21 protein-coding genes and 1 tRNA gene are annotated in these 26,082 nt (G+C 28.1%); 10 read left to right on the top strand and 12 right to left on the bottom strand.

The features are described 5' to 3' along the window. Positions 1 to 271: 271 nt before the first annotated feature. Positions 272 to 1,384, bottom strand: coding sequence for a DNA polymerase III subunit beta (gene dnaN / locus M9405_RS03190; protein ID WP_250223241.1), 1,113 nt, complete (start codon positions 1,382 to 1,384; stop codon positions 272 to 274). Between the two features lie 313 nt (positions 1,385 to 1,697). Here dnaN and rpmH point away from each other — a divergent pair, with 313 nt between their 5' ends. The 4 genes from rpmH to mnmE are packed head-to-tail and all read left to right on the top strand — an operon-like array spanning position 1,698 to position 5,609. Further along, a complete protein-coding gene (gene rpmH, locus M9405_RS03185) occupies positions 1,698 to 1,838 on the top strand; it encodes a 50S ribosomal protein L34 (protein WP_250223240.1) in 141 nt (46 codons plus the stop codon). A gap of 31 nt (positions 1,839 to 1,869) precedes the next feature. Next, complete coding sequence (gene rnpA / locus M9405_RS03180; RefSeq protein WP_250223239.1) at positions 1,870 to 2,232, top strand: ribonuclease P protein component; 363 nt, start codon at positions 1,870 to 1,872, stop codon at positions 2,230 to 2,232. Further along, positions 2,196 to 4,127, top strand: a complete 1,932-nt coding sequence (yidC, locus tag M9405_RS03175; protein WP_250223238.1) for a membrane protein insertase YidC — start codon at positions 2,196 to 2,198, stop codon at positions 4,125 to 4,127. Before rnpA ends, yidC begins: the two co-directional genes overlap by 37 nt. A 42-nt stretch (positions 4,128 to 4,169) precedes the next feature. Beyond that, positions 4,170 to 5,609: a tRNA uridine-5-carboxymethylaminomethyl(34) synthesis GTPase MnmE gene (mnmE, locus tag M9405_RS03170; protein WP_250223237.1), complete on the top strand. Its 1,440-nt coding sequence runs from the start codon at positions 4,170 to 4,172 to the stop codon at positions 5,607 to 5,609. A 240-nt stretch (positions 5,610 to 5,849) separates the two neighbouring features. Here mnmE and glmU read toward each other — a convergent pair whose 3' ends face one another. The 10 genes from glmU to mnmG all read right to left on the bottom strand — a co-directional run bounded on the left by glmU (position 5,850) and on the right by mnmG (position 16,206). Beyond that, the gene (gene glmU, locus M9405_RS03165) at positions 5,850 to 7,253 is read right to left on the bottom strand and encodes a bifunctional UDP-N-acetylglucosamine diphosphorylase/glucosamine-1-phosphate N-acetyltransferase GlmU (RefSeq protein ID WP_250223236.1); all 1,404 of its coding nucleotides are present in this window, start codon (positions 7,251 to 7,253) and stop codon (positions 5,850 to 5,852) included. Positions 7,254 to 7,346: 93 nt separating this feature from the next. Next, positions 7,347 to 7,802 carry a F0F1 ATP synthase subunit epsilon gene (locus M9405_RS03160; protein WP_423775038.1) on the bottom strand — a complete coding sequence of 152 codons (456 nt, stop codon included), beginning with the start codon at positions 7,800 to 7,802 and terminating at the stop codon, positions 7,347 to 7,349. Positions 7,803 to 7,843: 41 nt separating this feature from the next. Then, positions 7,844 to 9,241 (bottom strand): F0F1 ATP synthase subunit beta, encoded by a 1,398-nt coding sequence (atpD, locus tag M9405_RS03155; RefSeq protein ID WP_250223235.1) that lies wholly within the window; start codon positions 9,239 to 9,241, stop codon positions 7,844 to 7,846. Positions 9,242 to 9,278: 37 nt separating this feature from the next. Continuing rightward, positions 9,279 to 10,154, bottom strand: a complete 876-nt coding sequence (gene atpG / locus M9405_RS03150) for a F0F1 ATP synthase subunit gamma (protein ID WP_250223234.1) — start codon at positions 10,152 to 10,154, stop codon at positions 9,279 to 9,281. Positions 10,155 to 10,192: 38 nt separating this feature from the next. Beyond that, on the bottom strand, positions 10,193 to 11,734 hold the full coding sequence (gene atpA / locus M9405_RS03145; protein WP_250223233.1) for a F0F1 ATP synthase subunit alpha: 1,542 nt from the start codon (positions 11,732 to 11,734) through the stop codon (positions 10,193 to 10,195). 29 nt (positions 11,735 to 11,763) lie between these two features. Next, positions 11,764 to 12,312, bottom strand: coding sequence for a F0F1 ATP synthase subunit delta (locus M9405_RS03140; protein ID WP_250223232.1), 549 nt, complete (start codon positions 12,310 to 12,312; stop codon positions 11,764 to 11,766). Further along, the gene (locus M9405_RS03135) at positions 12,313 to 12,795 is read right to left on the bottom strand and encodes a F0F1 ATP synthase subunit B (protein WP_250223231.1); all 483 of its coding nucleotides are present in this window, start codon (positions 12,793 to 12,795) and stop codon (positions 12,313 to 12,315) included. 67 nt (positions 12,796 to 12,862) lie between these two features. After that, the gene (gene atpE / locus M9405_RS03130) at positions 12,863 to 13,102 is read right to left on the bottom strand and encodes a F0F1 ATP synthase subunit C (RefSeq protein WP_250223230.1); all 240 of its coding nucleotides are present in this window, start codon (positions 13,100 to 13,102) and stop codon (positions 12,863 to 12,865) included. A gap of 56 nt (positions 13,103 to 13,158) precedes the next feature. Then, positions 13,159 to 13,974 carry a F0F1 ATP synthase subunit A gene (gene atpB, locus M9405_RS03125; protein WP_250223229.1) on the bottom strand — a complete coding sequence of 272 codons (816 nt, stop codon included), beginning with the start codon at positions 13,972 to 13,974 and terminating at the stop codon, positions 13,159 to 13,161. Positions 13,975 to 14,298: 324 nt separating this feature from the next. Then, on the bottom strand, positions 14,299 to 16,206 hold the full coding sequence (mnmG, locus tag M9405_RS03120; RefSeq protein ID WP_250223228.1) for a tRNA uridine-5-carboxymethylaminomethyl(34) synthesis enzyme MnmG: 1,908 nt from the start codon (positions 16,204 to 16,206) through the stop codon (positions 14,299 to 14,301). A 560-nt stretch (positions 16,207 to 16,766) separates the two neighbouring features. Between mnmG and M9405_RS03115 the strand changes: the two genes are divergently transcribed. From M9405_RS03115 to pgi, 3 genes are all read left to right on the top strand, one after another. Continuing rightward, positions 16,767 to 16,841, top strand: a tRNA-Ile gene (locus M9405_RS03115). A 278-nt stretch (positions 16,842 to 17,119) separates the two neighbouring features. Then, entirely contained in the window at positions 17,120 to 18,004 is an 885-nt protein-coding gene (locus tag M9405_RS03110) for a homoserine O-succinyltransferase (RefSeq protein WP_250223227.1), read from the top strand. Positions 18,005 to 18,386: 382 nt separating this feature from the next. Then, positions 18,387 to 20,042 carry a glucose-6-phosphate isomerase gene (gene pgi, locus M9405_RS03105; protein WP_250223226.1) on the top strand — a complete coding sequence of 552 codons (1,656 nt, stop codon included), beginning with the start codon at positions 18,387 to 18,389 and terminating at the stop codon, positions 20,040 to 20,042. 127 nt (positions 20,043 to 20,169) lie between these two features. On the opposite strand, the gene rsmD is transcribed toward pgi, so the two are convergent. Continuing rightward, positions 20,170 to 20,736, bottom strand: a complete 567-nt coding sequence (rsmD, locus tag M9405_RS03100; RefSeq protein ID WP_250223225.1) for a 16S rRNA (guanine(966)-N(2))-methyltransferase RsmD — start codon at positions 20,734 to 20,736, stop codon at positions 20,170 to 20,172. 380 nt (positions 20,737 to 21,116) lie between these two features. Here rsmD and ftsY point away from each other — a divergent pair, with 380 nt between their 5' ends. The 3 genes from ftsY to metE all read left to right on the top strand — a co-directional run bounded on the left by ftsY (position 21,117) and on the right by metE (position 25,982). After that, the gene (ftsY, locus tag M9405_RS03095) at positions 21,117 to 22,049 is read left to right on the top strand and encodes a signal recognition particle-docking protein FtsY (RefSeq protein WP_250223224.1); all 933 of its coding nucleotides are present in this window, start codon (positions 21,117 to 21,119) and stop codon (positions 22,047 to 22,049) included. Positions 22,050 to 22,557: 508 nt separating this feature from the next. Then, positions 22,558 to 23,424 (top strand): RNA polymerase sigma factor RpoH, encoded by an 867-nt coding sequence (rpoH, locus tag M9405_RS03090; RefSeq protein ID WP_250223223.1) that lies wholly within the window; start codon positions 22,558 to 22,560, stop codon positions 23,422 to 23,424. A gap of 266 nt (positions 23,425 to 23,690) precedes the next feature. Beyond that, positions 23,691 to 25,982 carry a 5-methyltetrahydropteroyltriglutamate--homocysteine S-methyltransferase gene (metE, locus tag M9405_RS03085; RefSeq protein ID WP_250223222.1) on the top strand — a complete coding sequence of 764 codons (2,292 nt, stop codon included), beginning with the start codon at positions 23,691 to 23,693 and terminating at the stop codon, positions 25,980 to 25,982. Positions 25,983 to 26,082: the final 100 nt, after the last annotated feature.

Here is a 26,082-nt window from a genome sequence, read left to right as displayed (position 1 = left end):
ATAGAAATTTTTCAAAACATATATATCATCAATAAAACATTAATATTCAATGATTAATACCACATTAATCATTGAATATTAAATAAAATTTCAAATACGATTACTTTAATTTTATTAAAATTATGTAATTAAAAATAATTTTTATGAAGAAAATTAAATAATAAACAAAATCTATATAAAACTACATTAATTTAATATCATTAAATATTTTTATTTAAAAATACAACATACTTATATAACATATATATACCATTTGATAATATTATCACTATTATGTCCGCACTGGCATTACTATGTATGTAGCTGCGTAAATTCTTGATGCGCTCTCTATTTGCACACTAGATATTGAATCAGTTAAAAAAAATCGTAATATCTCTTGATCTAACATTACATTAAGAATATTTAGTAAATAATCTACATTAAAAAATACTTCCATATTCTCACCGCAATAAGAAACATCCAAAATTTCTTCTGAAGTTTCATGTGAAAAATTATAAGACGTTATTTTTAACTGATTTTTCATCAATACAAATTGAATAATACGAAGTTTCTCATTTGCCAAAATAGCAACACGCTTTAAAGCATGCCGAAGAACCTCACACGTAATTTCTAAAACATTTCTTGATTGTTTTTTTAAAAAAATATCACAACAATTTGGAAATACAGCATCAATTAACTTAGATGTAAAAACATAATTATCAATTTTGATACGAACACTAGTTTTATTAAAATAAATATCAACTAATTTTTCTTGCATCGTTAATAAACGCAAAATCTCTACAATTCCTTTACGCGGAATAATAATTGATTGTTCCGATAATACACCTGAAACGGATGTCTTACATGTTGCTAAACGATGTCCATCAGTTGCTACGATACGAACAGAATCTTTTGCAGTTTTAAAAAATATTCCATTTAGATAATAACGAGCATCTTGAGAACCCATAGAAAATTGAGTTAACTCAATCATTTTTTTTAGACTAAGTTGCGATATTGTTAATTTCACACCGTCTTTCCACTCATCCGATTTGGGAAAATCTTCTGCGCATAAAGTTGACAAAGAAAATTTACTAGTACCAGAACAAATCATTAATCTTTCGTCTTTTAAAGTTATAGAAATTTTTGCAGATTCAGGAAAACTACGACAAATTTCAAAGAACTTACGACCCGATACAGTAACCCTAAAAGGGCATGGATATTCCTGTTCTAACATCAAATACGCTATTATTTCAATTTCTAAATCCGTTGCAGTAATAAATAGATGATTTCTACTAACTTCTAATAAAATATGAGTTAATATAGGAATTCTAGGGCGGCTAGCTACAATAGCTATAACTTTTTGCAATGACTTATATAAACATTTTTTATTAATTACAAAATTCATAATTACAATCTTTAAACAAAAAGCTTTACTATTCAAATAAACTAATTATTTTAAATCAAAATTTACATATATATTACTACATGTAGTATAATGTACAAAATTTAAAAAATAAATATACCACACGGTGTATACGCATATTATACAACTAATTAATTCTAATAAAAATAGTGCCCTAGAATGCAACTATTTATCAAATGATATAAAACTTTTAAATATTTTTGACTTTATATCAACTGTATTATAATATGTTTTCTGTTCTGCATTTGAAAACTAACTAAAATCAATAACCATTATAGATAGTATAAAATCCAATATGAAACGCACCTTTCAACCTTCTGTACTAAAACGCAATAGAACACATGGCTTTAGAGTAAGAATGTTAACAAAAAAAGGTCGTAAGATATTATCAAGACGTAGATCTAAAGGACGTACTAAATTAGTTGTGTCTACATAAAATTCATTAGTGTATTCATATTAATAACTAAATGAATAAATTTAGTTTACCTAAAAAAATAAAATTGTTGACTAAAAAACAATTTATTTTTGTGTTCCAAAAACCAACATGCATAAAATCTATCGGAATAACTTTATTTAGTAGATCTAATAACTTAGGATATCCACGTATAGGATTAACAATTTCAAAAAAGTATATTAAACTTTCTCATGAACGTAACAGAATTAAAAGACATATGCGAGAAACATTTCGTACTAATCAACATAAGCTATCATCTAATGATTTTATATTAGTTATTAACTCTAAAAAAATTATTTATCTTAAAAACCACGCATTAATAAAAGAACTTCAAAAGTTATGGAATCGCCATTTTTATTCATTCAAAAACACATAATATGGTTAATATCTACCTACCAATTTATTATTAGCCCTATATTAGGTCATCACTGTCGTTTTCAAATTACTTGCTCTCAATATAGTATACAATCAATAAAAACATTCGGAATTATACAAGGTATATGGATGACTTTTATTCGCGTATTACACTGTCATCCTTTAGCCGATAATAACAATGAAGATTTCATATATTACTCATATTCACATATTCAGGATGTAATCAATATGGATTCACAACGTAATTTTTTTTTGATAGCTTTTTTAATTATGTCATTTATACTATGGCAAACATGGCAAACAGAACATTATCAAGATAAAAATATCCAAACAATAATAAACACACGTGACAACATATATACCTTAGATAATGCTGAAAATGACAATGAAATAACATATTCTTATAAAGAAAATCATCTAATCACTGTAGAAACAGATGTATTTCTACTAAAAATAAATACCTATGGAGGCGATATTGAAGAAGCTTACCTAATGAATTATCAAGAAAATTTAAATTCTAAAACACCTTATCATCTATTATGTACCAAAAAAAATTTTGTATACAATGCAAATATCAATATAATCAATGAAACGTCTGAATCGTTAAAAAAACCATTCTTTAACAAAAAATTTTTGTACACCACTTCAAATAATCAAGATACCTATAAATTACTAAAAAAAGAAAATACGTTAAAAGTGAGTTTAATACATCATGACAATAATGGAATAAAATATACTAAAAATTACACTTTTAATCGAAATGATTACTCCATACACGTAGACTACATTATAAGTAATATGAGTAATAACTCAATAAACATTAAATTATTGGGAAATTTAGTACAATCCATATCTTATCCTATTGAATATAATAATAGAAACAACGACGAAGACAGTTTCCCATTATATTCATATCGAGGTACTATATACTCTACTGACAAAAAAAAATATCAAAAATATAGTTTTAAAGATATAAAAAAGTCAGATTTAAACATTAATACTTCTAGTGGTTGGATAGCTATGTCTCAAAAATACTTCGCAACTGCTTGGATTCCATTGAACCAAGGATTTAAAACATTTTATACTACTTTCCTTGACCAAAAAAATGCCATAATAGGTTTTCAAACTTCTTCGATACATATCCCTATGGGACAACAAGAAACACTACAATCTATATTGTGGATGGGCCCAAAAGTTCAAAAAAAAATGACACAAGTAAACCAGAATCTAGATTTAATCATTGATTATGGATGGTTATGGTTTATCTCTCAACCACTATTTAATCTATTAAATCTTATACATGAATACGTAAATAATTGGGGCATATCAATTGTCATAACTACACTAATTATACGATTTATTATGTATCCTTTAACTAAAGCACAGTATACTTCTATGGCAAAAATACGTATGTTACAACCTAAATTATCTGCAATTCACACAGCATATAAACACGATAAATACCAATACCATCAAAACACCATAAAATTATATAAAGAAGAAAAATTAAATCCATTAGGCGGATGTCTCCCTGTACTTATTCAAATGCCAATTTTCTTAGCTCTATATTATATGTTATCAAGTTCTGTAGAACTAAGACATGCTAATTTCATTTTCTGGATTCATGATTTATCTGCACCGGATCCATATTGTATACTTCCAATATTAATGGGAATAACCATGTTTTACATACAAAAAATATCACCTAATGCTATTGGTGATACAATACAAAAAAATATAATGACTATTATGTTAATAATTTTTACTATATTTTTTTTATGGTTCCCATCCGGATTGGTGTTATACTACATAGTAAGTAATATCATTACTATTATTCAACAACAAATGATTTATAAAGTTTTAGAAAAAAAAGGTCTACAAAATAAACAGCGCTAATAAAACTAATGTTCTGATATTAGAGTTAATACATATTTTATAATGTTAAATAATAAGTTTATACATAGCTCTACAGATACAATAACTGCTATTTCTACTCCTATAGGCATAGGAGGAATTGGGGTAATACGCGTATCAGGACCATTAGTACCGATAATAATTCCAGAGTTATTACATAAAAAAAATCTAATTCCAAGAAAAGCGGAATATTTACCAATTTTTGATACAGATGGTACTATATTGGAGCAAGTAATAGCACTGTTTTTTCCAGAACCTAATTCTTTTACAGGAGAAAATACTTTAGAAATACATGGACACAGCGGACTTATAATATTAGATATTCTATTAGAACGTATCTTAAAAACTTCTCCAAATATTCGAATAGCGCAACCAGGAGAATTTACTAAAAGAGCGTTTATAAATGGAAAAATTGACCTTGTTCAAGCTGAAGCAATAACAGATATAATTAATGCTAATTCATATCAAGCAGCAAAATCAGCATCTAATTATTTACAAGGTCATTTTTCACAACAGATACGTGCAATATTGAACAAACTTACTGAACTACGTATATACATAGAATCTTCTATTGACTTCTCAGAAGAAGTGCATGTTTTATCATATGATAAAACTATAAAATTACTAGATAATATCATATATGACATAAAAAAGATGCATCAATCAGCTTGTCATAATCTTATACTACGTGAAGGTTTAAAAATAGTGATTGCAGGAGAACCCAACGTAGGTAAATCCAGTTTATTCAATGCATTAATTGGTACTGAAAGAGCAATTGTTAATGACGCCTCTGGTACCACAAGAGATATATTACATGAATGTATACAATTAAATGGTATTTTATTCCATATCATCGATACTGCTGGATTCCAAAATAATATCAATAATGAAGTAGAAAAAATTGGTATCCAACGCGCAATAAAAGAACTAAACAATGCCGATCATATATTATGGGTCATAAATGCTTATGAAGATAGGCAATACTCTAACAAAAAATATGAAGATATTTTCAATAATATACGAAAAAAATTACTTCATAAAAATCAACAAATTCCCATAACTATAATTCGTAATAAATCTGATTTAAGTAAAGAAAAAAACAAACTTTATACCATAAAGAATCATACATTTATCACATTATCAGCTCTATTCAATTCAGGAATAGATCTTTTAAAAAATTACTTGATTAATAATATAACATATAAATCCTATAAAGATCTTCCTCCAGGATTTATTAACAATCAAAGTAATTTGATTACTAGAAGACGTCATTTAAACATACTAGAAAAATCTTTTAAATATCTGTTATCCGCTAAAAACCAATTAATATCTACACAATATGTTAATGAATTTTTTGCAGAAGATATTAAACTAGCACATAACGAACTAATAAAAATATTTGGAAAATTTACTACTGAAGACTTATTAAAAAAAATATTTTCTACATTTTGTATTGGAAAATAACTCTAAATTCACTGCATTCTTTCAAAGAACCTCTTAATAAAGTCACTCTTAAACGAAAGAAATCTTATAAAACAAGATAAAATTTTAATTTTTATAAAAAAAATCAACTCTTCTATAATAAAATAGATATGATTCTCTATACATTATATAATAATATTAGTATTAATCTATATGAAAAATTGCATTTTTTAAAACATTTAAAAATCTTAAACAACACAAAACAATACACATGTAGAACTATTAAACACTATTTTTAGTCTTTGAATGTTTATGGTGACATGCAATAGAAAATTGTTCTGTTCTGCTAATAACAGTATCATTATCCGCCACATCTTTAACTACAGTTGTTCCAGCTCCAATAGTTGCGTTTTTACCAATAACAACTGGAGCAATAATTTGACTATCTGCGCCAATAAAAACATGATCACTAACAATAGTACGTTGCTTTTTAAAACCATCAAAATTGCAAGTAATTGCTCCGGCTCCAATATTCACATATTCACCTATTTCTGCATCACCTAAATAACTCAAATGCTTTGCTTTAGAATACTTACCAAATAATGTATTTTTCATTTCAACAAAATTTCCTATATGATTATTACCCAATAAATTATTTCCAGATCTTAATCTAGCAAAAGGACCAATACTAACAAAATTATTAATTTTTGAATCTTCAATTATTGAATATGGAAATATAGTTACATCATTACCAATAACCACATCTTTTAAAATACAACCTGATCCTATTTGTACTCTATTTCCTAAAACAATATGTCCTTCTAAAATCACATTTATATCAATACAAACATCTTGCCCGTGTACTAATGTTCCTCGTAAATCAAATCTGTTTGGATCAATTATCATAACTCCAGAAGATAATAAACTATCCGCTTGCTTTTTTTGATATTTTCTGTTTAAAACAACTAAATCGGATTTACTATTTATTCCTAAAATCTCAAATAAATCGAAAGGATGCATTGTGTTTATGACACAACCCGAAGCATGAGCTATATGTACAATATCTGTTAAATAAAACTCATTTTTTATATTATCAGCAGTTACTTCATGCAACCAACATTTTAAATTTTTAGCAACAGCAACAAATATACCTGTATTAATCTCTTTAATTGTATTATGAATATTATCAATAATATCTGCATGTTCCACAATATTGATCACCATACCTTCTTTATTTCTTATAATACGTCCATAACCATCTGGATTATTTAAAATAGCTGTCAGCATGCTTAAATCGCATTTAGATTTTAATCCATATAATTCCCGTAATGTTTTACATGAAATAAATGGTACATCACCATATAACACTAAAATATCTTCATCATCATTAATAACTGGCAAAACTTGCTGAATAGCATTTCCAGTGCCAATTAAATGTCTCTGCAAAACCCAATGTACCGGAATATTTGTATAGTGACGTGTATCAATTGTTTGCATAATATTCCTGCCATTGTTGGAGCTATATACCACATATATAGATTTTACTCCTAATTGCATTACAGCATCAATTACATGCTGTAACAAACATTTACCACCAATTTTATATAACACTTTCGGTATATCTGATAACATCCTACAACCCATACCGGCAGCTAATATAATTGCATTTAAATTAAAATATGACATAAAATATCTTTTATATAAATAAACCACTACAAAAAAATTATTCTTATCCAACACAAATTTTTTAAAATTTCCTAAAACCTGTATCTAAAAAAATCAACTGTTCTTATATTTTTTATACAATTCAATTAATCTAAGTTTTGCAATAGCTTGAGACATTTCTGAGGAAATTTTGATATAATTAATATCCTTTTTATTACTACTACCACCACTATCATAAAATTTTTTAATATAATTTTCCGCTGCTAATTTTGCTAAATTAGCCTGTTGTTCATCTAGTTCGTCTGCTCGAACCGCAGTATCTGCTAATATTGTAACCACAGTATTCTGAATCTCTAAAATACCTCCAGAAATATATACATATTCTATGTTATTACATAATTTAACTATATGCAAAACCCCAGGCTTAATAGATGTAAGTAAAGGAGAGTGACCAGGAAAAATCCCCATTTCTCCTTCAGTACCATTCACTTGAATTTTTCGCACTGCATCAGAAAATATCTGTTTTTCTACAGACACAACAATTAAACGATAACTATTGGTGATTAACATCAATTTTCATACCTATATAAACAAACAATAAAAATTTTTATTCAAAGTGTTTTACTTTTTTTTATTACTTCTTCTATGGAACCCACCATATAAAACGCTTGCTCTGGGATCATATCAAATTCACCTTCTATTATTGCTTTAAATCCACTAATAGTATCTTTCAAAGGAACATATGTCCCAGAAAATCCAGTGAATACTTCAGCAACAAAAAAAGGCTGCGATAAAAATCTTTGAATCTTCCTGGCACGTAAAACTGTTAATTTATCCGTATCTGACAATTCATCCATCCCTAAGATTGCAATAATATCTCTAAGTTCCTTATATTTTTGCAATATAGATTTAACACTATGTGCTACATCATAATGTTCTTGTCCTACAACTAGTGGATTCAATTGCTGACTATTAGAATCTAGTGGATCTACTGCAGGATAAATACCAAGAGCAGCAATCTGTCTACTTAAAACTATAGTAGCATCTAAATGAGAAAAAGTAGTAGCGGGAGAAGGATCGGTCAAATCATCTGCTGGCACATATACTGCTTGCACAGAAGTAATAGACCCTAAATTTGTAGAAGTAATCCGCTCCTGTAACATACCCATCTCTTCTGATAACGTCGATTGATATCCAACCGCTGAAGGAATGCGACCTAATAAAGCCGATACTTCAGTGCCAGCTAAAGTATAACGATATATATTATCTATAAATAACAACACATCACGACCTTCATCTCTAAACTTTTCTGCCATAGTAAGACCAGTTAAAGCTACGCGTAATCTATTACCAGGAGGCTCATTCATTTGGCCATATACCAAAGCCACTTTATCTATAACATTAGAATTTATCATTTCATGGTAAAAATCATTACCTTCACGAGTACGTTCCCCAACCCCCACAAATACTGAATAACCAGAATGCTCTACAGCAATATTACGAATAAGCTCCATCATATTTACAGTTTTTCCAACACCTGCCCCACCAAATAACCCAATTTTTCCTCCTTTAGCAAATGGACATATTAAATCAATAACCTTGATTCCAGTTATTAATAGTTCTTGTTTATCGGATAATTCAGAATACCCTGGAGCAGGACGGTGAATAGACCATTTTTCTGCTGCGTTAATAATACCCTTCATATCAATTGCTTCACCTAATACATTAACCATACGACCTAATGTTTCTTTTCCCACTGGAACTTGAATAGGATTTTTTAAATTAATAACCGTCAGTCCTCTACGTAATCCATCTGTAGAACACATAGCAATGCAACGTACTACTCCCATACCTAGCTGCTGTGCTACTTCTAGTATAAATTTAGTATTACTACCACTCATTGCATCTACACGTACTTCAAGCGCATTATATATATTAGGAACTGAATCTTGTCTAAATTCAACATCAACTACTGCGCCAATAATTTGAATGATTTTCCCAGAATCCATATAATAATTTATACCTCTTTTAATATATTTATATTGATCATTGTATTACAGAAGCTCCCGAAATAATTTCTGTAAGTTCTTCCGTGATTTTAGTTTGCCTTACTTTGTTATAAAGTACCTTCAAATCATTAACAATAATTTCTCCGTTATCTGAAGCTGTTTTCATAGCCATCATTCTAGCAGAATGTTCACTAGCTACATTTTCTACAACACTTTGATAAACCTGTGATTCAATATATCGTTGTAACAAATTATTTAACAACACTTTAGAATCTGGTTCATACAAATAATCCCAATATTTAGCAGATATATGATTAATATTATGTTTAGAAACAATTGGTAAAATTTGTATAATCTTCGGAATTTGAGTTAAAGTATTAACAAATGCATTGTATACTATATACAATCTATCTATATTATTTTTTTCATATAATTCTAACATAACTTTAACTGAACCAATTAATTCGGACATCTTAGGAGTATCTCCTATTCCAGAAATACAACTAACTACTTTTGTACACTTTATACCATGTAGAAAAGAGGCTGCTTTTGCCCCAATAACAGCTAATTGAATAACTATTCCCATAGTATTCCACTTATTAAAATCATGTAATAATGCTCTAAACAAATTTGCATTTAATCCCCCAGCTAATCCCCTATCAGAAGATATAACCCAATAACCAACAGACTTATGCACGTTCCGATGTTTAAAATAGGGATGCTTATATTCTAAATTTCCAGAAGCAATATGATTAATAACCTTTAATACAGTTTCTGCATACGGTTTGCTAATTAACATACGTTTTTGAGCTTTATGAATTTTAGCTACAGAAATCATCTCCATGGCTTTTGCTATTTTTTGTATATTACGTACACTATTAATTTTCAAACGTATTTCTTGTAGTCCTGACATATTATCATTATACCATTATTTACGATCATTATTATATTTTACCAAGACTGATTTTTTTTAAAAGTATTAAGAATACTTTTAAATCTATTTTCAATATTAGTATCATATATACCACTTTTATCAATTATTTGCATTAATTCTGTTTCTGCATAATTCATATATAATATTAAAGAAGATTCAAAATCACTTATTTTTGATATAGCAATATCATCTAAATAACCATGTATAGCTGCGAATAAAACAATAGATTGAGAACTAACAGACATAGGAACATATTGCTTTTGCTTTAATAATTCAGTAACCTTTTGACCATACTGTAATTGCTTTTGCGTTATATCATCTAATTCTGACGCAAATTGAGAAAACGCCTCTAATTCACGATACTGAGCTAAAGCGGTTCGAATACCACCAGATAAAACTTTCATAATTTTAGTTTGCGCTGATCCTCCAACTCGCGATACAGAAATTCCAGGATCCACTGCAGGCCGAATACCAGCATTAAACAAACGAGATTCTAAAAAAATTTGACCATCAGTAATAGAAATAACGTTTGTTGGAATAAAAGAAGCAACATCACCAGCTTGCGTTTCAACAATAGGTAATGCAGTTAAAGAACCAGTTTTTCCTGTTATTTTTCCATTAGTACAATGGGCAACATAATCAGCGCTTACTCTCGACGCTCGCTCTAATAAACGGGCATGTAAATAAAATATATCTCCTGGATATGCTTCTCTTCCAGGTGGACGCCTTAATAATAAAGAAATCTGCCGATAAGCAATTGCTTGTTTAGAAAGATCATCGTACACAATCAATACATCTTCACCAAGATCACGAAAATATTCACCCATAGCACATCCAGAATACGGCGCTAAATACTGTAACACAGCGGATTCAGAAGCAGATGCAAGAACAACAATAGTATTAGATAATGCATCATATTCTTCTAATTTTTTTACCACATTAGCTACAGTTATTGCTTTTTGCCCAATAGCAACATAAATACATTTAACACCACTAAAACGTTGATTGATGATCGTATCAATTGCTAAAGCAGATTTTCCAGTTTGTCTGTCTCCTATAATTAATTCCCGTTGCCCACGTCCTATAGGTATCATAGAATCGATAGATTTATATCCAGTTTGAATCGGTTCATCTATTGATTTACGATCAATAACACTAGGAGCAGAAGCTTCTATTGGAAGATACTCTGAACACTGTATAGTTCCTTTATTATCTATAGGCACACCTAATGTATTTATTACTCGGCCCAATAATTCATAACCAACAGGAACTCTTAATATATTTCCTGTGCATCGTACTATCATCCCCTCAGAAATATTTACACACGACCCCATAACTACTGCGCCTACAGAATCTCGCTCTAAATTTAGAGCAACAGCAAATTGCTCATTTGGCAAAGCAATCATTTCACCTTGCATTACATTTGTCAATCCATATATACGAATAACTCCATCTCCTACTGCAATAATCGTACCTTCATTACGAATTTCCGAAGTAATGTCGCATTGCATAATGCGCTTTTTAATCAACTCACTAATCTCACTAGAATTCAATTGCATAATATTTTTTAAAACCTAAAAGTAATATACTAAAATTGTAATATATGATTTAAACGAAAAATACGATTACGTACACTGTTATCAATTATAGTATCTCCAATCTGGATCACTATTCCAGATAATATTTGTTTGTCTACAATGTTTTCTAAATTTACCGATTTAGACAAGCGTTTAGACATAATTTTATTAATTTTTTTTAACTGATAAGAATTTAAAGGCCAAGCGGTAATAATTTTAATTCTTATAGAATTTTCATATATATAACGTAAACGTAAAAATTCTTTAAAAATTACTGGTAATAGTAACAATCTATTATTTTCTGAAATTATATAAATTAAATTTTTACTAAAAATATCCATTTTTTTTTTCTGATAATCTTCACATATTTTTAAAAATATCTCTGATAACTTTTTAGGAGCTAAACATCTAAAACATAAAGATTTCATAAGAGTATTTTCTATTATTTTAGAAAATATACTTAAACTTTTTTGCCACGTATCTATATTCTTTTGAGACACAGCCACATCAAATACAGCTGTTGCATATATATACGCAATGGTTAACACACTACTTTCCATCTAATCCTCATATGATAATGTATCAATTACTTTATTGACGATATCTGAATTTATTGTCTCATTCATAGAACATTCTATGATTTTTTCTACACTTTCAATAATAAGTTGACCAACTTGTTTTTTTAATTCTGCTGAAACACACTGCCTTTCATGGGCAATTTGTTCTCTTGCCTTAGATAAAAATTTATTATATTCTTTTTCTGCTATATTTTTAGCTTCATCCAGAATACGTGTTCTACACATATTTGCCTGAGTAATAATTTCTTTAGCTCTAATTCGTGCCTGGGTTAAACAAATTTTCGCTGCAACATTAGCATTATCAGATTCCTGTCTAACACGTTTAGCTACAGCAAAATCATCAGCTATTTCCTTTCGGCGCTTTTCAATAATAGACATAAATGGAGCCCAAACATATTTCATACAAAACCAAACAAATAAAATAAACGAAATAGCTTGGCCTAATATAGTTGCATTAATATTCACAATATATAATCCCAAAATTTAATAAAAAACTAAATAATACATTACATATATACTTTATCATTAATAATCACGCTACAGTAAACATTACATATAAACCAATACCCACAGTAATCATCGGTATAGCATCTACTAATCCCATAACAATAAAAAATTGAGTACGAAGAATTGGAATAAGATCCGGTTGTCGCGCAGCTCCTTCTAAGAATTTACTACCTAATATACCTATACCAATAGCAGCACCTATTGCTGCTAATCCCATCATTATTGCTACTGCGATATATAACATATCGTAACTTAAATGTTCCATAATAATAATACCCTCTAAAATTTGTGAAATTTATAACATAAGATTTATTATTAATCTCAATACGGATCATGAGCTATAGATAAATAAATCACTGTTAATACCATAAAAATAAAGGCTTGTAATGTAATAACTAAAATATGAAAAATAGACCAAGGCAAACTTAAAATCCATTGTCCCCACCACGGTAATAACGCAGATATTAAAATGAAAATTAATTCACCAGAATACATATTCCCAAATAGTCTCAGACTCATAGATACTGGTTTGGATAGTAAACTAATAATTTCAAGAATTAAATTTATTGGAATACACATTGGATGAGAAAATGGATGACATCCTAATCTTTTTAAGAATCCTATAATACCATTAGTGCAAATATTATAATATATAATAAGCACAAATATACTTAAAGCTATTGAAGAAGTGATATTAACATCAGCAGAAGGGACAATACGTAAAGCAGAAACACCCAATACATTTTGAGCTATATAGGGTAAAAAATCTACAGGCACTAAATCCATAATATTCATACAAAAAACCCAAACAAACACTGTCATGGACAATGGAGCAATCAATTTACTATTTCCATGGAACATATCTTTTACATTATTATCAACAAATAATATTAACAATTCAATAAATGTTTGTAATTTGTTAGGAACACCATAAGTAGCTGATTTTGCTACGACACTACCAACCAACACAAATAATACAGCTAATAATATTGAAAAAAATATTGAATCTATATTCAATATCCAAAAATGCGAAGAATCTCCTGACTCTAACCATGAAAAAGTACTTAAATCAAACTGTAAATGGTGTAAATGATGCCCTATGTATTCCTGATAACTACTTTGTATGTTTAATAACATTAATACCTTCCAAAAAAACATTATTTATACAACTAATTTAGTAGTCACAAAACTATTACATACTGAGAACATAATTAGTACTGATTAAAAAATATACACTTTATATATTTCTTATAAAATTAATATTAAATCAATTTTTTAGATAAACAAACATATCAACTTATCATCTAAACCGATAAAAAATACAAATAAATATATAACTTTTATGTATCCCGTCCTAATTTAATTAGGACTACTAAATATAAATAACACTATATAAACAGTCTACATATACATGATAACATCAATAAAACATTGTGTTAATTTTGTTAAAATCTATGTATTTCAATACATATTACTTTTAATTAATAAACCTTGTTTTTTTAACCAAACTAGTAAATTAGAAATAGCTGCGGGAGTAACGCCAGAAATTCTAGAAGCTTGTCCGACAGAATAAGGTCTGCAATTATTAAGCTTTTCAACTACTTCTTTAGATAAACCAAAAATACTATTAAAATCTATATCGGCAGGTAATAGAACGCTTTCATTAAAAATATGCTTTGCTATCTCTTCTGTTTGACGATGAATGTATCCCTCATACTTAATCTGAATTTCGATTTGTTCTAATACTTTTTTATCTATAGTTAAAATAGACGGAAAAAAAGTATTTAATCGAGATAATTTAATATAATCAATTTCTGGTCTTCTTAACAACTCTTCCCCATTAATCTCACGTGTCAAAGGTGACTTAAGAAAATTATTTAATTTCGTTATTTCTGGGCTACACGGAAAAATATAAATACCACGCAGTCTTTGCCGTTCTTTTTCAATACTTTCTTTTTTCATGCAAAACTTTTTCCACCGTATATCATCTATTAAACCTAAGTTTCTTGCAATTTCAGTTAATCGCAAGTCTGCATTGTCTTCTCGTAAAGATAAACGATATTCTGCTCGAGCAGTAAACATACGATATGGTTCTTCAGTACCATGCGTGCATAAATCATCTACAAGCACTCCTAAATAAGCCTGATCTCTTCTCGGATACCATCCCTCTTTATTTTTAGCAAATCTTGCCGCATTAATACCTGCTAGCAATCCTTGGGCAGCAGCTTCTTCATACCCAGTGGTACCATTGATCTGTCCAGAAAAAAATAAACCAACAATCAATTTACTTTCTAACGTTAACTTTAAATCACGAGGGTCAAAAAAATCATATTCAATTGCATAACCCGGTCTAGTAATATTAGCATTTTCTAAACCTTTAATAGATTTAATTATTTTTTTTTGCACATCAAATGGTAAACTTGTAGAAATACCATTCAGATAAACTTCTGGGGTGCTTAATCCTTCTGGTTCTAAAAAAACTTGATGAGAATTTCTATCTGAAAAACGTATAATTTTATCTTCTATAGATGGACAATACCTTGGTGATTTACCTTGTACTAATCCAGTATATATAGGGCTTTGATGCAAATTTGATTTCACTATCTCATGCGTTTCATGATTAGTATGCGTAATATAACATGGTACTTGCTCAGGATGTTGTGTTTCTGATCCAATAAATGAAAATACAGGCACAGGATCATCACTATATTGAATATTTAATATATCAAAATTAATATTTCTAGAATGTATTCTAGGAGAAGTACCAGTTTTTAGACGACCTATTCGAAACGATAGATTTTTTAGTCGCTCCGATAACAATGTAGATGACTCTGTATCTCCAGATCGCCCGCCACTAAAACTCTTCATACCAATATGTATTTTCCCATTAAGAAATGTGCCTGTTGTCAGTACTACAGACCTAGCATAAAATTTAACTCCTATTCTAGGCGCAACCACTCCAATAATTTTATTGTCAACAATTATTAAATCTTCTACTGATCCTTGAATAATATGTAAAAATTCTTGATATTCTAAAATGTTGCGTATTATCTGACGATACAAAATTTTATCCGCTTGTGCTCTTGTCGCTCTAACAGCAGCACCCTTAGTATTATTCAATATTCTAAATTGTATACCTGACCTATCTATTGCATAAGCCATAACTCCACCCATTGCATCAATTTCTTTTACTAAATGCCCTTTTCCTATACCGCCTATTGCTGGGTTACAAGACATTTGTCCAAGCATATCGATATTATGAGTAATTAATAAAGTATTACATTTCATCCGAGCAGAAGCTAAAGCCGCCTCTGTTCCTGCATGACCCCCTCCAACAACAATAACATCAAATTTACTAGAACAATACATAAACAATACAATCCTAATGTTTTTATTAATTAATAATATAATAATTAAAGGTAAAATTAATTATCGATGAGCCCTTATAGTTATATAATATAATTCGCATATGCAATTACAATCTCAATTCACAAAAACAATAATAATTCTAAAAATTATTTATCTAATCTAAAAATTATATTATGTCAAAAATCATAAAAAACTCAATAAAAACATTGTTTTTTATAGAACAACATTAAATATTATTTAATAATATTTATTATATACTAATTCAAATATTAAAATAATACTAATCAATAAAAGTTAATTAACATATTTCAAAATTTAAATATAATGAATCATTAAAAATAATTAATATTAATTAAATTAATTATAAAAACTAAAACAACATAATCACTTGAATTAAAGTAATCAATTGTGCTATAATTACGGAATATTTTTGCGATAAAAATATCTGGATATGCACTTAATACATAATTATTCACACAGATAATTTAAATAATTAATATATAAATTAAATACGATATTGAAAATATATATATAATTTCTCTATATAGTATTATATATATGGGCTTGTAGCTCAGATTGGTTAGAGCGCACCCCTGATAAGGGTGAGGTCGGTGGTTCAATTCCACTCAGGCCTATATCTAATAATAGAATAAGCATTTATAAAACATAAATATTCCATGAAAAAAATAAACTAAACTAAGTGTTATTCAGTATTCTTGTATAAATAATTTCAATATCCTGAAACCCTCAGGAATAAAGTGAGTTTATTATTTTTAATACCATAAATTCTTATCCAGATTATTTAACATAAATTTATATATTTTTAAAAATTTCTATAAAAAATACACAAGATACACGATATAAATTAAGATATACATCTTACATATATTTTTTGTACTAAGGTTGTAATAATATGACGATTCGGGTATTAGACGAATTGCCTGCGGTTCAATCATTGAAAAAAGAAAATATTTTCATAATGCAAAAATCGCGGGACATTTTTCAAAAAATTCGTTCACTAAAAATATTAATTCTCAACTTAATGCCAAAAAAAATTGAAACAGAAAATCAATTTTTACGACTATTGTCTTATTCTCCTTTACAAATTGATATCCAACTGCTACGCATAGATAACCATATTTCCAAAAACACACCTTCCGAACACATAAATAAATTTTATTGTAACTTTACAGATGTAAAATATCAAGAATTTGATGGCCTTATAATTACTGGAGCTCCCTTGGGGCTAATTGAATTCTCTAAGATAACATTTTGGCCTCAAATTAAGCAATTAATTTTATGGGCAAAAGAACATATCACTTCCATTTTATTTGTATGTTGGGCGACCCAAGCAGCCTTAAAAATATTATATAATTTTCCGCAATGCGTTCGAAAAAAAAAAATAGTTGGAATTTATCAACATCATACTACAAATACTTATACTGCTTTAACAAAAGGATTTGACACAATATTCATGGCTCCACATTCTCATTATTCAGATTTCCCAAAAGACCTAATTTATCAAAATACAGATTTAAAAATTTTAGCAGAATCTGATGAAGCTGGTGTTTATCTAATGATTAACGAAAATAAAAAACTGATATTTTTAACAGGACACCCTGAATACGATGCTCAAACGTTATCACAAGAATATTTTCGTGATATTAATTTAGGATTAAATCCGTCACTACCTGATAATTATTTTCCTCAAAATAATCCAAAATTAACTCCAAAAATTACTTGGAGAAGCCACGCATATTTATTATTTGCTAATTGGTTAAATTATTACGTATATTAAATAATACTTTCACTCAAGTTTATGTATTTAAATAAATTCATTAAAATTTCACTAAAATACATAAATCTACATTTATTTTAAATCTTTTAAATACACTAAAATAATAACAATACATAATTTTCTTTTTCATAAACATAAAAACTAAATAAGATAAAATTCAATAAAAAATTAATTTTGTAAAAAACATCCAATACATTAAAATTTATTGTCTAAATTTATATATTTGCAATATTATCTTAACATAAAGTATTTATATTAAAATAATTAACCATTACGTTCACATATCATGAACTTCGAAAAAAATTGAAAAAATTTCATATAACGCAATAATTAACATGAAATGTTTTCTATAACTAAATTTATAAAAATAATAATACAAATTATGAAAAATATTAACCCCACTAAAACTACATCTTGGAAATATTTAAAACAACATTTCTCAAAAATAAAAAATACATCAATTTCTACTTTATTTCAACAAGACAAAACTAGATTTTCTAGTTTCTCTGAAATGTTCGAAAATGAAATATTAATTGATTACTCCAAAAATTTAATCACAGAAGAAACTATCAGATATCTTATATCTTTAGCAATAGAATGTGATCTTACAAACGCTATTTCTGATATGTTCTGTGGAAAAAAAATTAACCGAACTGAAAACCGTGCTGTATTGCATATAGCCCTAAGAAATAGAAAAAACACACCTATTCTAGTAGATGCATACGACATCATGCCGAAAATCAATACAATGTTAAAAAAAATGAAACAATTCTGTAATTCCGTGATTCAAGGAAAATGGACAGGTTATACAAACAAAAAAATTACAGATATTATAAATATAGGAATTGGTGGCTCTAATCTCGGTCCTCACATGGTAACCGAAGCATTAACACCCTACAAAAACCATTTGAACATACATTTTATTTCTAATGTGGATGGTACCCAAATTTTCGAAACGCTTAAAAATTTACATCCAGAAACTACGCTATTTATAATAGCGTCAAAAACTTTCACTACTCAAGAAACTATGACTAACGCACATAGTGCGCGTCATTGGTTTTTAAAAAACATTAAAAATCATCACCAAGAAAACATCTCTAAACATTTCATAGCGTTATCTACAAATACCACAGAAGTAAACCGATTTGGTATTAATCCAATAACAAACATGTTCAAACTTTGGGATTGGGTAGGCGGACGTTATTCTTTGTGGTCCTCTATTGGATTATCTATTATGCTGTCATTAGGACCAGATAATTTTGAAGAATTACTTACTGGCGCTCATGCTATGGATACACATTTTTACCATACACCTTTTAATAAAAACCTGCCTGTCATATTAGCTCTTATTGGAATTTGGTACAATAATTTCTTTCACACAGAAACTGAAGCAGTATTACCATACGATCAATACATGCATCGTTTCACAGCATATTTACAACAATTAAACATGGAATCTAACGGAAAATGTACAGACCGCAACGGATTACCTGTTACATATCAAACTGGACCAATTATATGGGGTGAAACAGGTACGAACGGGCAACACTCTTTTTACCAATTATTACATCAAGGAACAAAGATGGTTCCATGCGATTTTATAATACCAATAAATAGTCACGTGTCTATCTCTGATCATCATGAAAAATTAGTATCAAATTTTATTGCTCAAACTAAAGCTTTAGCCTTTGGCAAAACAACAATAGATATACAGCAAGAAATAAGCATGCATGACATACATGCAAAAAATTTAATTCCCTTTAAAACATGTAAAGGAAATAACCCTAGTAATTCTATATTAATTAAAAAAATTACCCCTTATACTTTAGGAGCGCTAATTGCGTTGTATGAACATAAAATATTTACCCAAGGCATCATACTAAATATTTATACCTTCGACCAATGGGGCGTCGAATTGGGGAAACAATTATCCAGCAGTATTCTCCCAAAGATAAAACATAAAAATTTAATTTTTACTAATCATTATGACAGTTCATCTTATGAATTAATTAAAGTTTATAAATCTTGGAGTAATTAAAATTTATACAAATTATTTAAAACAGCTAAATATATGATTGTATCATCATATGTACAATGAAAGTTATATACAACAAAAATTTTGTTATAAACATAACTATATATTATATGCCACTAATAATATATAGTTATGATGTTCTGCAAAACAAACTACACGTAATTCTTTTAGTATCTTTTTTCTTATATAAATCCCAATTAGCTGGAACTATATATGTATGTTGAGTATATTTGTATCTTAAATTCTCTACATAAATCCAAGATTCCGTTGACAAACGATTATATTTCTCTAATAAGTTGATAACTTTAGTTATTAAATCATTATTCTGAAACGGAGGATCAATAAAAACCACATTGTATATTTCAGTTGATTTTTTTAACCATGTGCAACAATCAATACATATAACATTACTATTCAATACTAAAAATAATCTAGTCACCTCTAATAATCTTTTAATGCAAGTATAATCTATATCTAAAAAAGTCACTTTATTGGCTCCTCTAGATAATGATTCTAGACCTAATGCTCCGCTACCAGCAAAACAATCTAAACATAGAGATTTAAAAATAATAGGATTTAACCAATCAAATAACATTTCACGAATACGATTAGTAGTTGGACGAACTTGAGAATCTTTTCCAACAAATACTTTACGCCCTTTCCACTTGCCTCCAGTAATTCTAATTGTACCAAACATATTTATACCTCTGATTATTTATAGATTTATAATTTTTCTTATATCAGAAATATATCTTTATCAAAATTAATAATTTCTTAATAAATTTCTATTTACGCAACACTACTCTATAAACAAATGTTTATCAAAATTGTACATACTTTTTATAAATTTCATATACTTATAATTAATCATTAACTACTAATTTTAGCGCGCAACATATACTATATAATTAATTATCATCTTAAATATATTTAAATCACTGTACAAAAAATAATCAAAACTACTACTATAAAACTATATAATATCTTATATTCGAGCAGTATAAACCTTTATAAGGTAATTCGTGCGTAATAAATTAACTTAAAATTTATATATTGGTACTAATTAAAGGAATCTATATGAACTATAAAAATAATTTTTTAAATACATTAAAAAAGACCTTATTAAATACCCGAAAAAAAATAGGAGACAATATTATTAATTTGATATATGGACAAAAAAAAATTGACACTACATTACTTAATAATATTGAACATCAATTATTACTCGCAGATGTAAGTATCCAAACTACTCAAAAAATCATCAATAATTTAAAAAATTACATTCATACCAATATAAATTGTAACAAAAATTTATTTTATCAAATATTACAGGATGAAATGCTAAAAATAATCAACTCTTCTAATAAACCATTACTTATACCAGACACACAAAAACCATTTATTATATTAATGATTGGAGTAAACGGATCAGGTAAAACTACCACTGTTGGAAAATTAGCTTATCATTACCAATTAGGGGGAAAAAAAGTCATACTAGCTGCAGGTGATACTAGCAGATTAGCAGCAATAGATCAACTAGAAATTTTAGGAAAACGCAGCGGTTGTAATGAAATAATAAAAAATTATACTACTTCTGACCCTGCTGCCGTAATATTTAAAGCTATTAAAATAGCGCAATTAAAATCTGCAGATTTATTAATTATAGACACTGCAGGCAGATTACAAAATCAACTCCATGCAATTTCGGAACTAAAAAAAATTGTTAAAGTCATAAAAAAAATAAATCCCCAAGCTCCACAAGAAACTATACTAGTTCTCGATGCTAATACTGGACAAAACTCTATTAATCAAGTACATATTTTTCATGATGTTATCAACATAACCGGTATTATAATGACGAAATTAGATGGCAGTGCTAAAGGGGGGACATTGTTGTCCATAGCAGATCACTTTTCTATTCCAATACGGTATATTGGAATAGGACAAAATATTAATGATTTACAACCATTTAAACCACATGATTTTGTTGAAGCTATTTTGTCAAAATAAAACTAATCTTTAAATCCACATACTAACTGTATTTAAAAATGCTCTTTAACTGTAGGAAATCTAAAGCATACATTTATTATTTTTCAGTATGCTTATACTGTAATCTATATTTCTGTATTAGAAAATCAATTTTAAAAAAATCAATTTTTTACTTATTAAGTAATAAATAATAAAACTGAAAAATATATACATTAACTTTTTATGCATGAAAATACAATATAGTTTTATATAAACTATCCAATTTCAAACTATTAAATATTTTACTTATCATAAATTATTTATATCTTTCACTATAACATAAAGAATCAAATATTTATAACTAATTACAAATTATGAACAATTCAAATATCATGAAATTAACAGTTATATCAATAATAATCATGTTATAATTCCATTAATTAATGTAACTATAATCATGATTCACACGCTTGGTATAAAATTTAAAATTCTTACCAAAACTTATTACACTAATAATAATTTTTGCATACATGAAATTTCAGGAGTATAGATGCCAAAAAACATACAAAATCGAAAAACCTTAATCTCTCAAGGAACCTTAGAAGCTTACATAAGAACAGCTAATACTTATTCTGTATTAACAGCAGAAGAAGAACGATCCTTGGCTAAACGTTTATATTACCACGGCGATCTAGACGCCGCAAAAAAACTCATTGTCTCACATTTGAGATTTGTTATACACGTTGCGAGAAATTATTCGGGATATGGATTGCCACAAGCTGATTTAATACAGGAAGGTAACATTGGCTTAATGAAAGCTGTGCGTAGATTTAATCCAGAACTAGATGTGCGCTTAGTATCTTTTGCGGTACATTGGATTAAGTCAGAAATACACGAATATGTCTTAAAAAACTGGAGAATAGTAAAAATTGCAACTACTAAAGCACAAAGAAAATTATTTTTCAACTTAAGAAAAACTAAAAAACGTTTAGGTTGGTTTAATGCAGGAGAAATTGAAATAGTAGCAAAAACACTAAATGTCACTAGTAAAGACGTAAGAGAAATGGAATCACGTATGGCCGCGCAAGATATGACATTTGAGCAACCTTCAGATGAAGATCACCGAAATTTTTTAACCACGATAACTACTCCAGCAGTACTATATTATTCACAAGATAATATAACTATTTCCAATGAAGAAAATGAATGGCAAGATCGAATAAATAATAAACTAAAGATTGCCATAAACACTTTAGATAAACGTAGTCAACATATTATTAAAGCAAGGTGGTTAAATGTAAATAATAATAAGACTACGTTACAAGAATTAGCCAATCAATATGGAGTATCTGCTGAACGAGTGCGTCAATTAGAAAAAAATGCAATGAAAAAAATGAAATCTATGATCCAAAACTAATAAATAAATTAAAATCCTTAAAACTATAAATAAATATTTATAGTTTTGTTATTTGACTATATGTAAGTAACTAGTATAATTATCAGTGATACAAAGTAATTAATGTATATGATGTTTAATTTATTTAAATTATAAAAATTTATGTAATTATGAAGAGATCATATAAGTCTCTCGTTCACTTTTAATAAAAGTATGTTATTTTTCGTAATTTACATTATTCTGATTTCAAAACACTGCAAAATATTAAATAACCTTTGGAGCAAATTATGACGATCATTGGTCATACATTAGGGTTTCCTCGCATTGGAGCACACAGAGAATTAAAATACGCTTTAGAAAGTTATTGGAACAACTTAATTAAACCAGAACAATTATTAGAAATAGGACGTATGCTTAGGATTCGTCATTGGGAGAAACAAAAAGAATGCGGTATGGATTGGATTCCGGTTGGTGATTTTGCATGGTATGATCATGTTTTATCTACTAGTTTAATGGTAAACAATATTCCAAAGAGACATCGTTGTGACAATGAAAAACAAGCTAATTTAGATACACTATTTAGAATAAGTAGAGGTTGTTTTATAGATAACAAACTAATAGCACCATCAGAACTTAAAAAATGGTTCAATACTAACTATCACTACATAGTGCCAGAATTTTCTGAAAATCAAGACTTCCAATTAAATTGGATGCAATTATTCGACGAAATTGATGAAGCTCTATCTCTAAAATATCCGGTCAAACCAATACTATTAGGACCAATAAGTTACCTATGGTTAGGGAAAACAACGGGCAAAACTTTTAACCGATTATCACTATTACCTAGTTTATTAAAAGTTTATAAAAAAATATTAAAGATAATATCAAAAAAAAATATTAATTGGATTCAAATTGATGAACCTATATTATCATTAGAACTACCAACATTATGGACGTCAGCGTATTTAAGTACTTATGAACAATTACATGGAAAAGTAAAACTATTATTGACTACTTATTTTGATGACATACACCATCAACTTAATACTATAACACAATTAAAAATAGATGGATTACATGTAGACCTAGTTTCTAATTCTAATAATATATCACTACTACACCAAACACTACCAAAACATTGGGTCATATCTGCCGGAATAATAAATGGACGTAACATATGGAAAACTAATCTACACAATTGGTTTAAAAAATTATCCCCTATAGTAACAGAAAGAAAATTATGGATTGGACCTTCTTGTTCATTTTTACACATTCCAATAGATTTGGATCTAGAAAATCAATTAGATACACACATTAAAAAATGTTTTGCTTTCTCAATACAAAAATGTCTAGAAATAAAAATGTTGTGTGCTGCGCTAAATTCTAAAAATACAAATGATTCTAATGCATGTGCAGATACATTGTTATCATACTGTAATGACTACAAATATTTTAAAACACATTACGATATAATGCACAATATTAATATCGCAAAACAATTAAAAAACATTGATAATATTCCAAAAACTAGAAACACCAAATATGTAAAACGATCTGTATTACAACATAATACACTTAACTTACCAATGCTCCCAACAACTACTATAGGATCATTTCCTCAAACTAAAGAAATCCGTAAACTTCGCGCAGATTTAAAAAAAAATAAAATAGAAAAAAACTTCTATAATATTAATATTAAAAAATACATTAAAAAAATTATTACAGAACAAGAAAAATTAGGGCTCGATGTACTAGTACATGGAGAACCTGAACGAAATGATATGGTAGAATACTTTGGAGAAAACTTAGATGGTTTTATTTTTACGCAAAATGGATGGATACAAAGCTATGGATCACGTTGTGTGAAACCACCCATAATTATTGGTGATATTAGTAGATCCAAACCTATTACTAAAGAATGGATACATTATGCACAAACATTAACTAAAAAACCAATAAAAGGCATATTAACTGGACCTATTACTATAACAATTTGGTCATTTTTACGAGAAGATATAGAACTTAAAACAATAGCTCTACAACTAGCGCTGGCTATACGAGCAGAAGTATTAGATTTAGAACAAACAGGTATTAAAATTATACAAATTGATGAACCTGCTTTAAGAGAAGGATTACCCCTAAAATACCGCGATCAAAAACAATATTTAGAATGGGCAATTAATATTTTTAATACAACTATATCATCAGTAAAAGATACAACCCAAATACATACACACATGTGTTATTCCGAATTTAATGATATAATGCACGTTATTGGAAGATTAGATGCAGATGTGATTAGTATTGAAGCATCTAGATCTAATGAAAACATACTAACATCTATACATAATTGTATAAATAATTTAAATGAAATTGGCCCTGGAGTATATGATATTCATTCTCCAAACATACCAACAAAGAAGGAAATAATAAAAAAAATTAATCAACTATTAAAATATATTCCTAAAACTCGATTATGGATTAATCCTGATTGCGGATTAAAAACAAGATCATGGATAGAAATAAAAAAATCATTAAATAACATGATATCCGCCGCAAAAACGCTGCGTGACCAGTAGTAAAATCACAAAAACTGTTCAATACTATATTCTTATATTAGAACAGTTATATTTTTGCTTATTGTTATGTAAATACACTGAATATTTTCATTTTATCTAT

The organism is Candidatus Blochmannia ocreatus, from assembly GCF_023585745.1.
GTDB lineage: Bacteria > Pseudomonadota > Gammaproteobacteria > Enterobacterales > Enterobacteriaceae > Blochmanniella > Blochmanniella ocreatus.
Note: the sequence above shows the minus strand (reverse complement) of the source record. Positions and strands in the feature narration are given on the sequence as shown.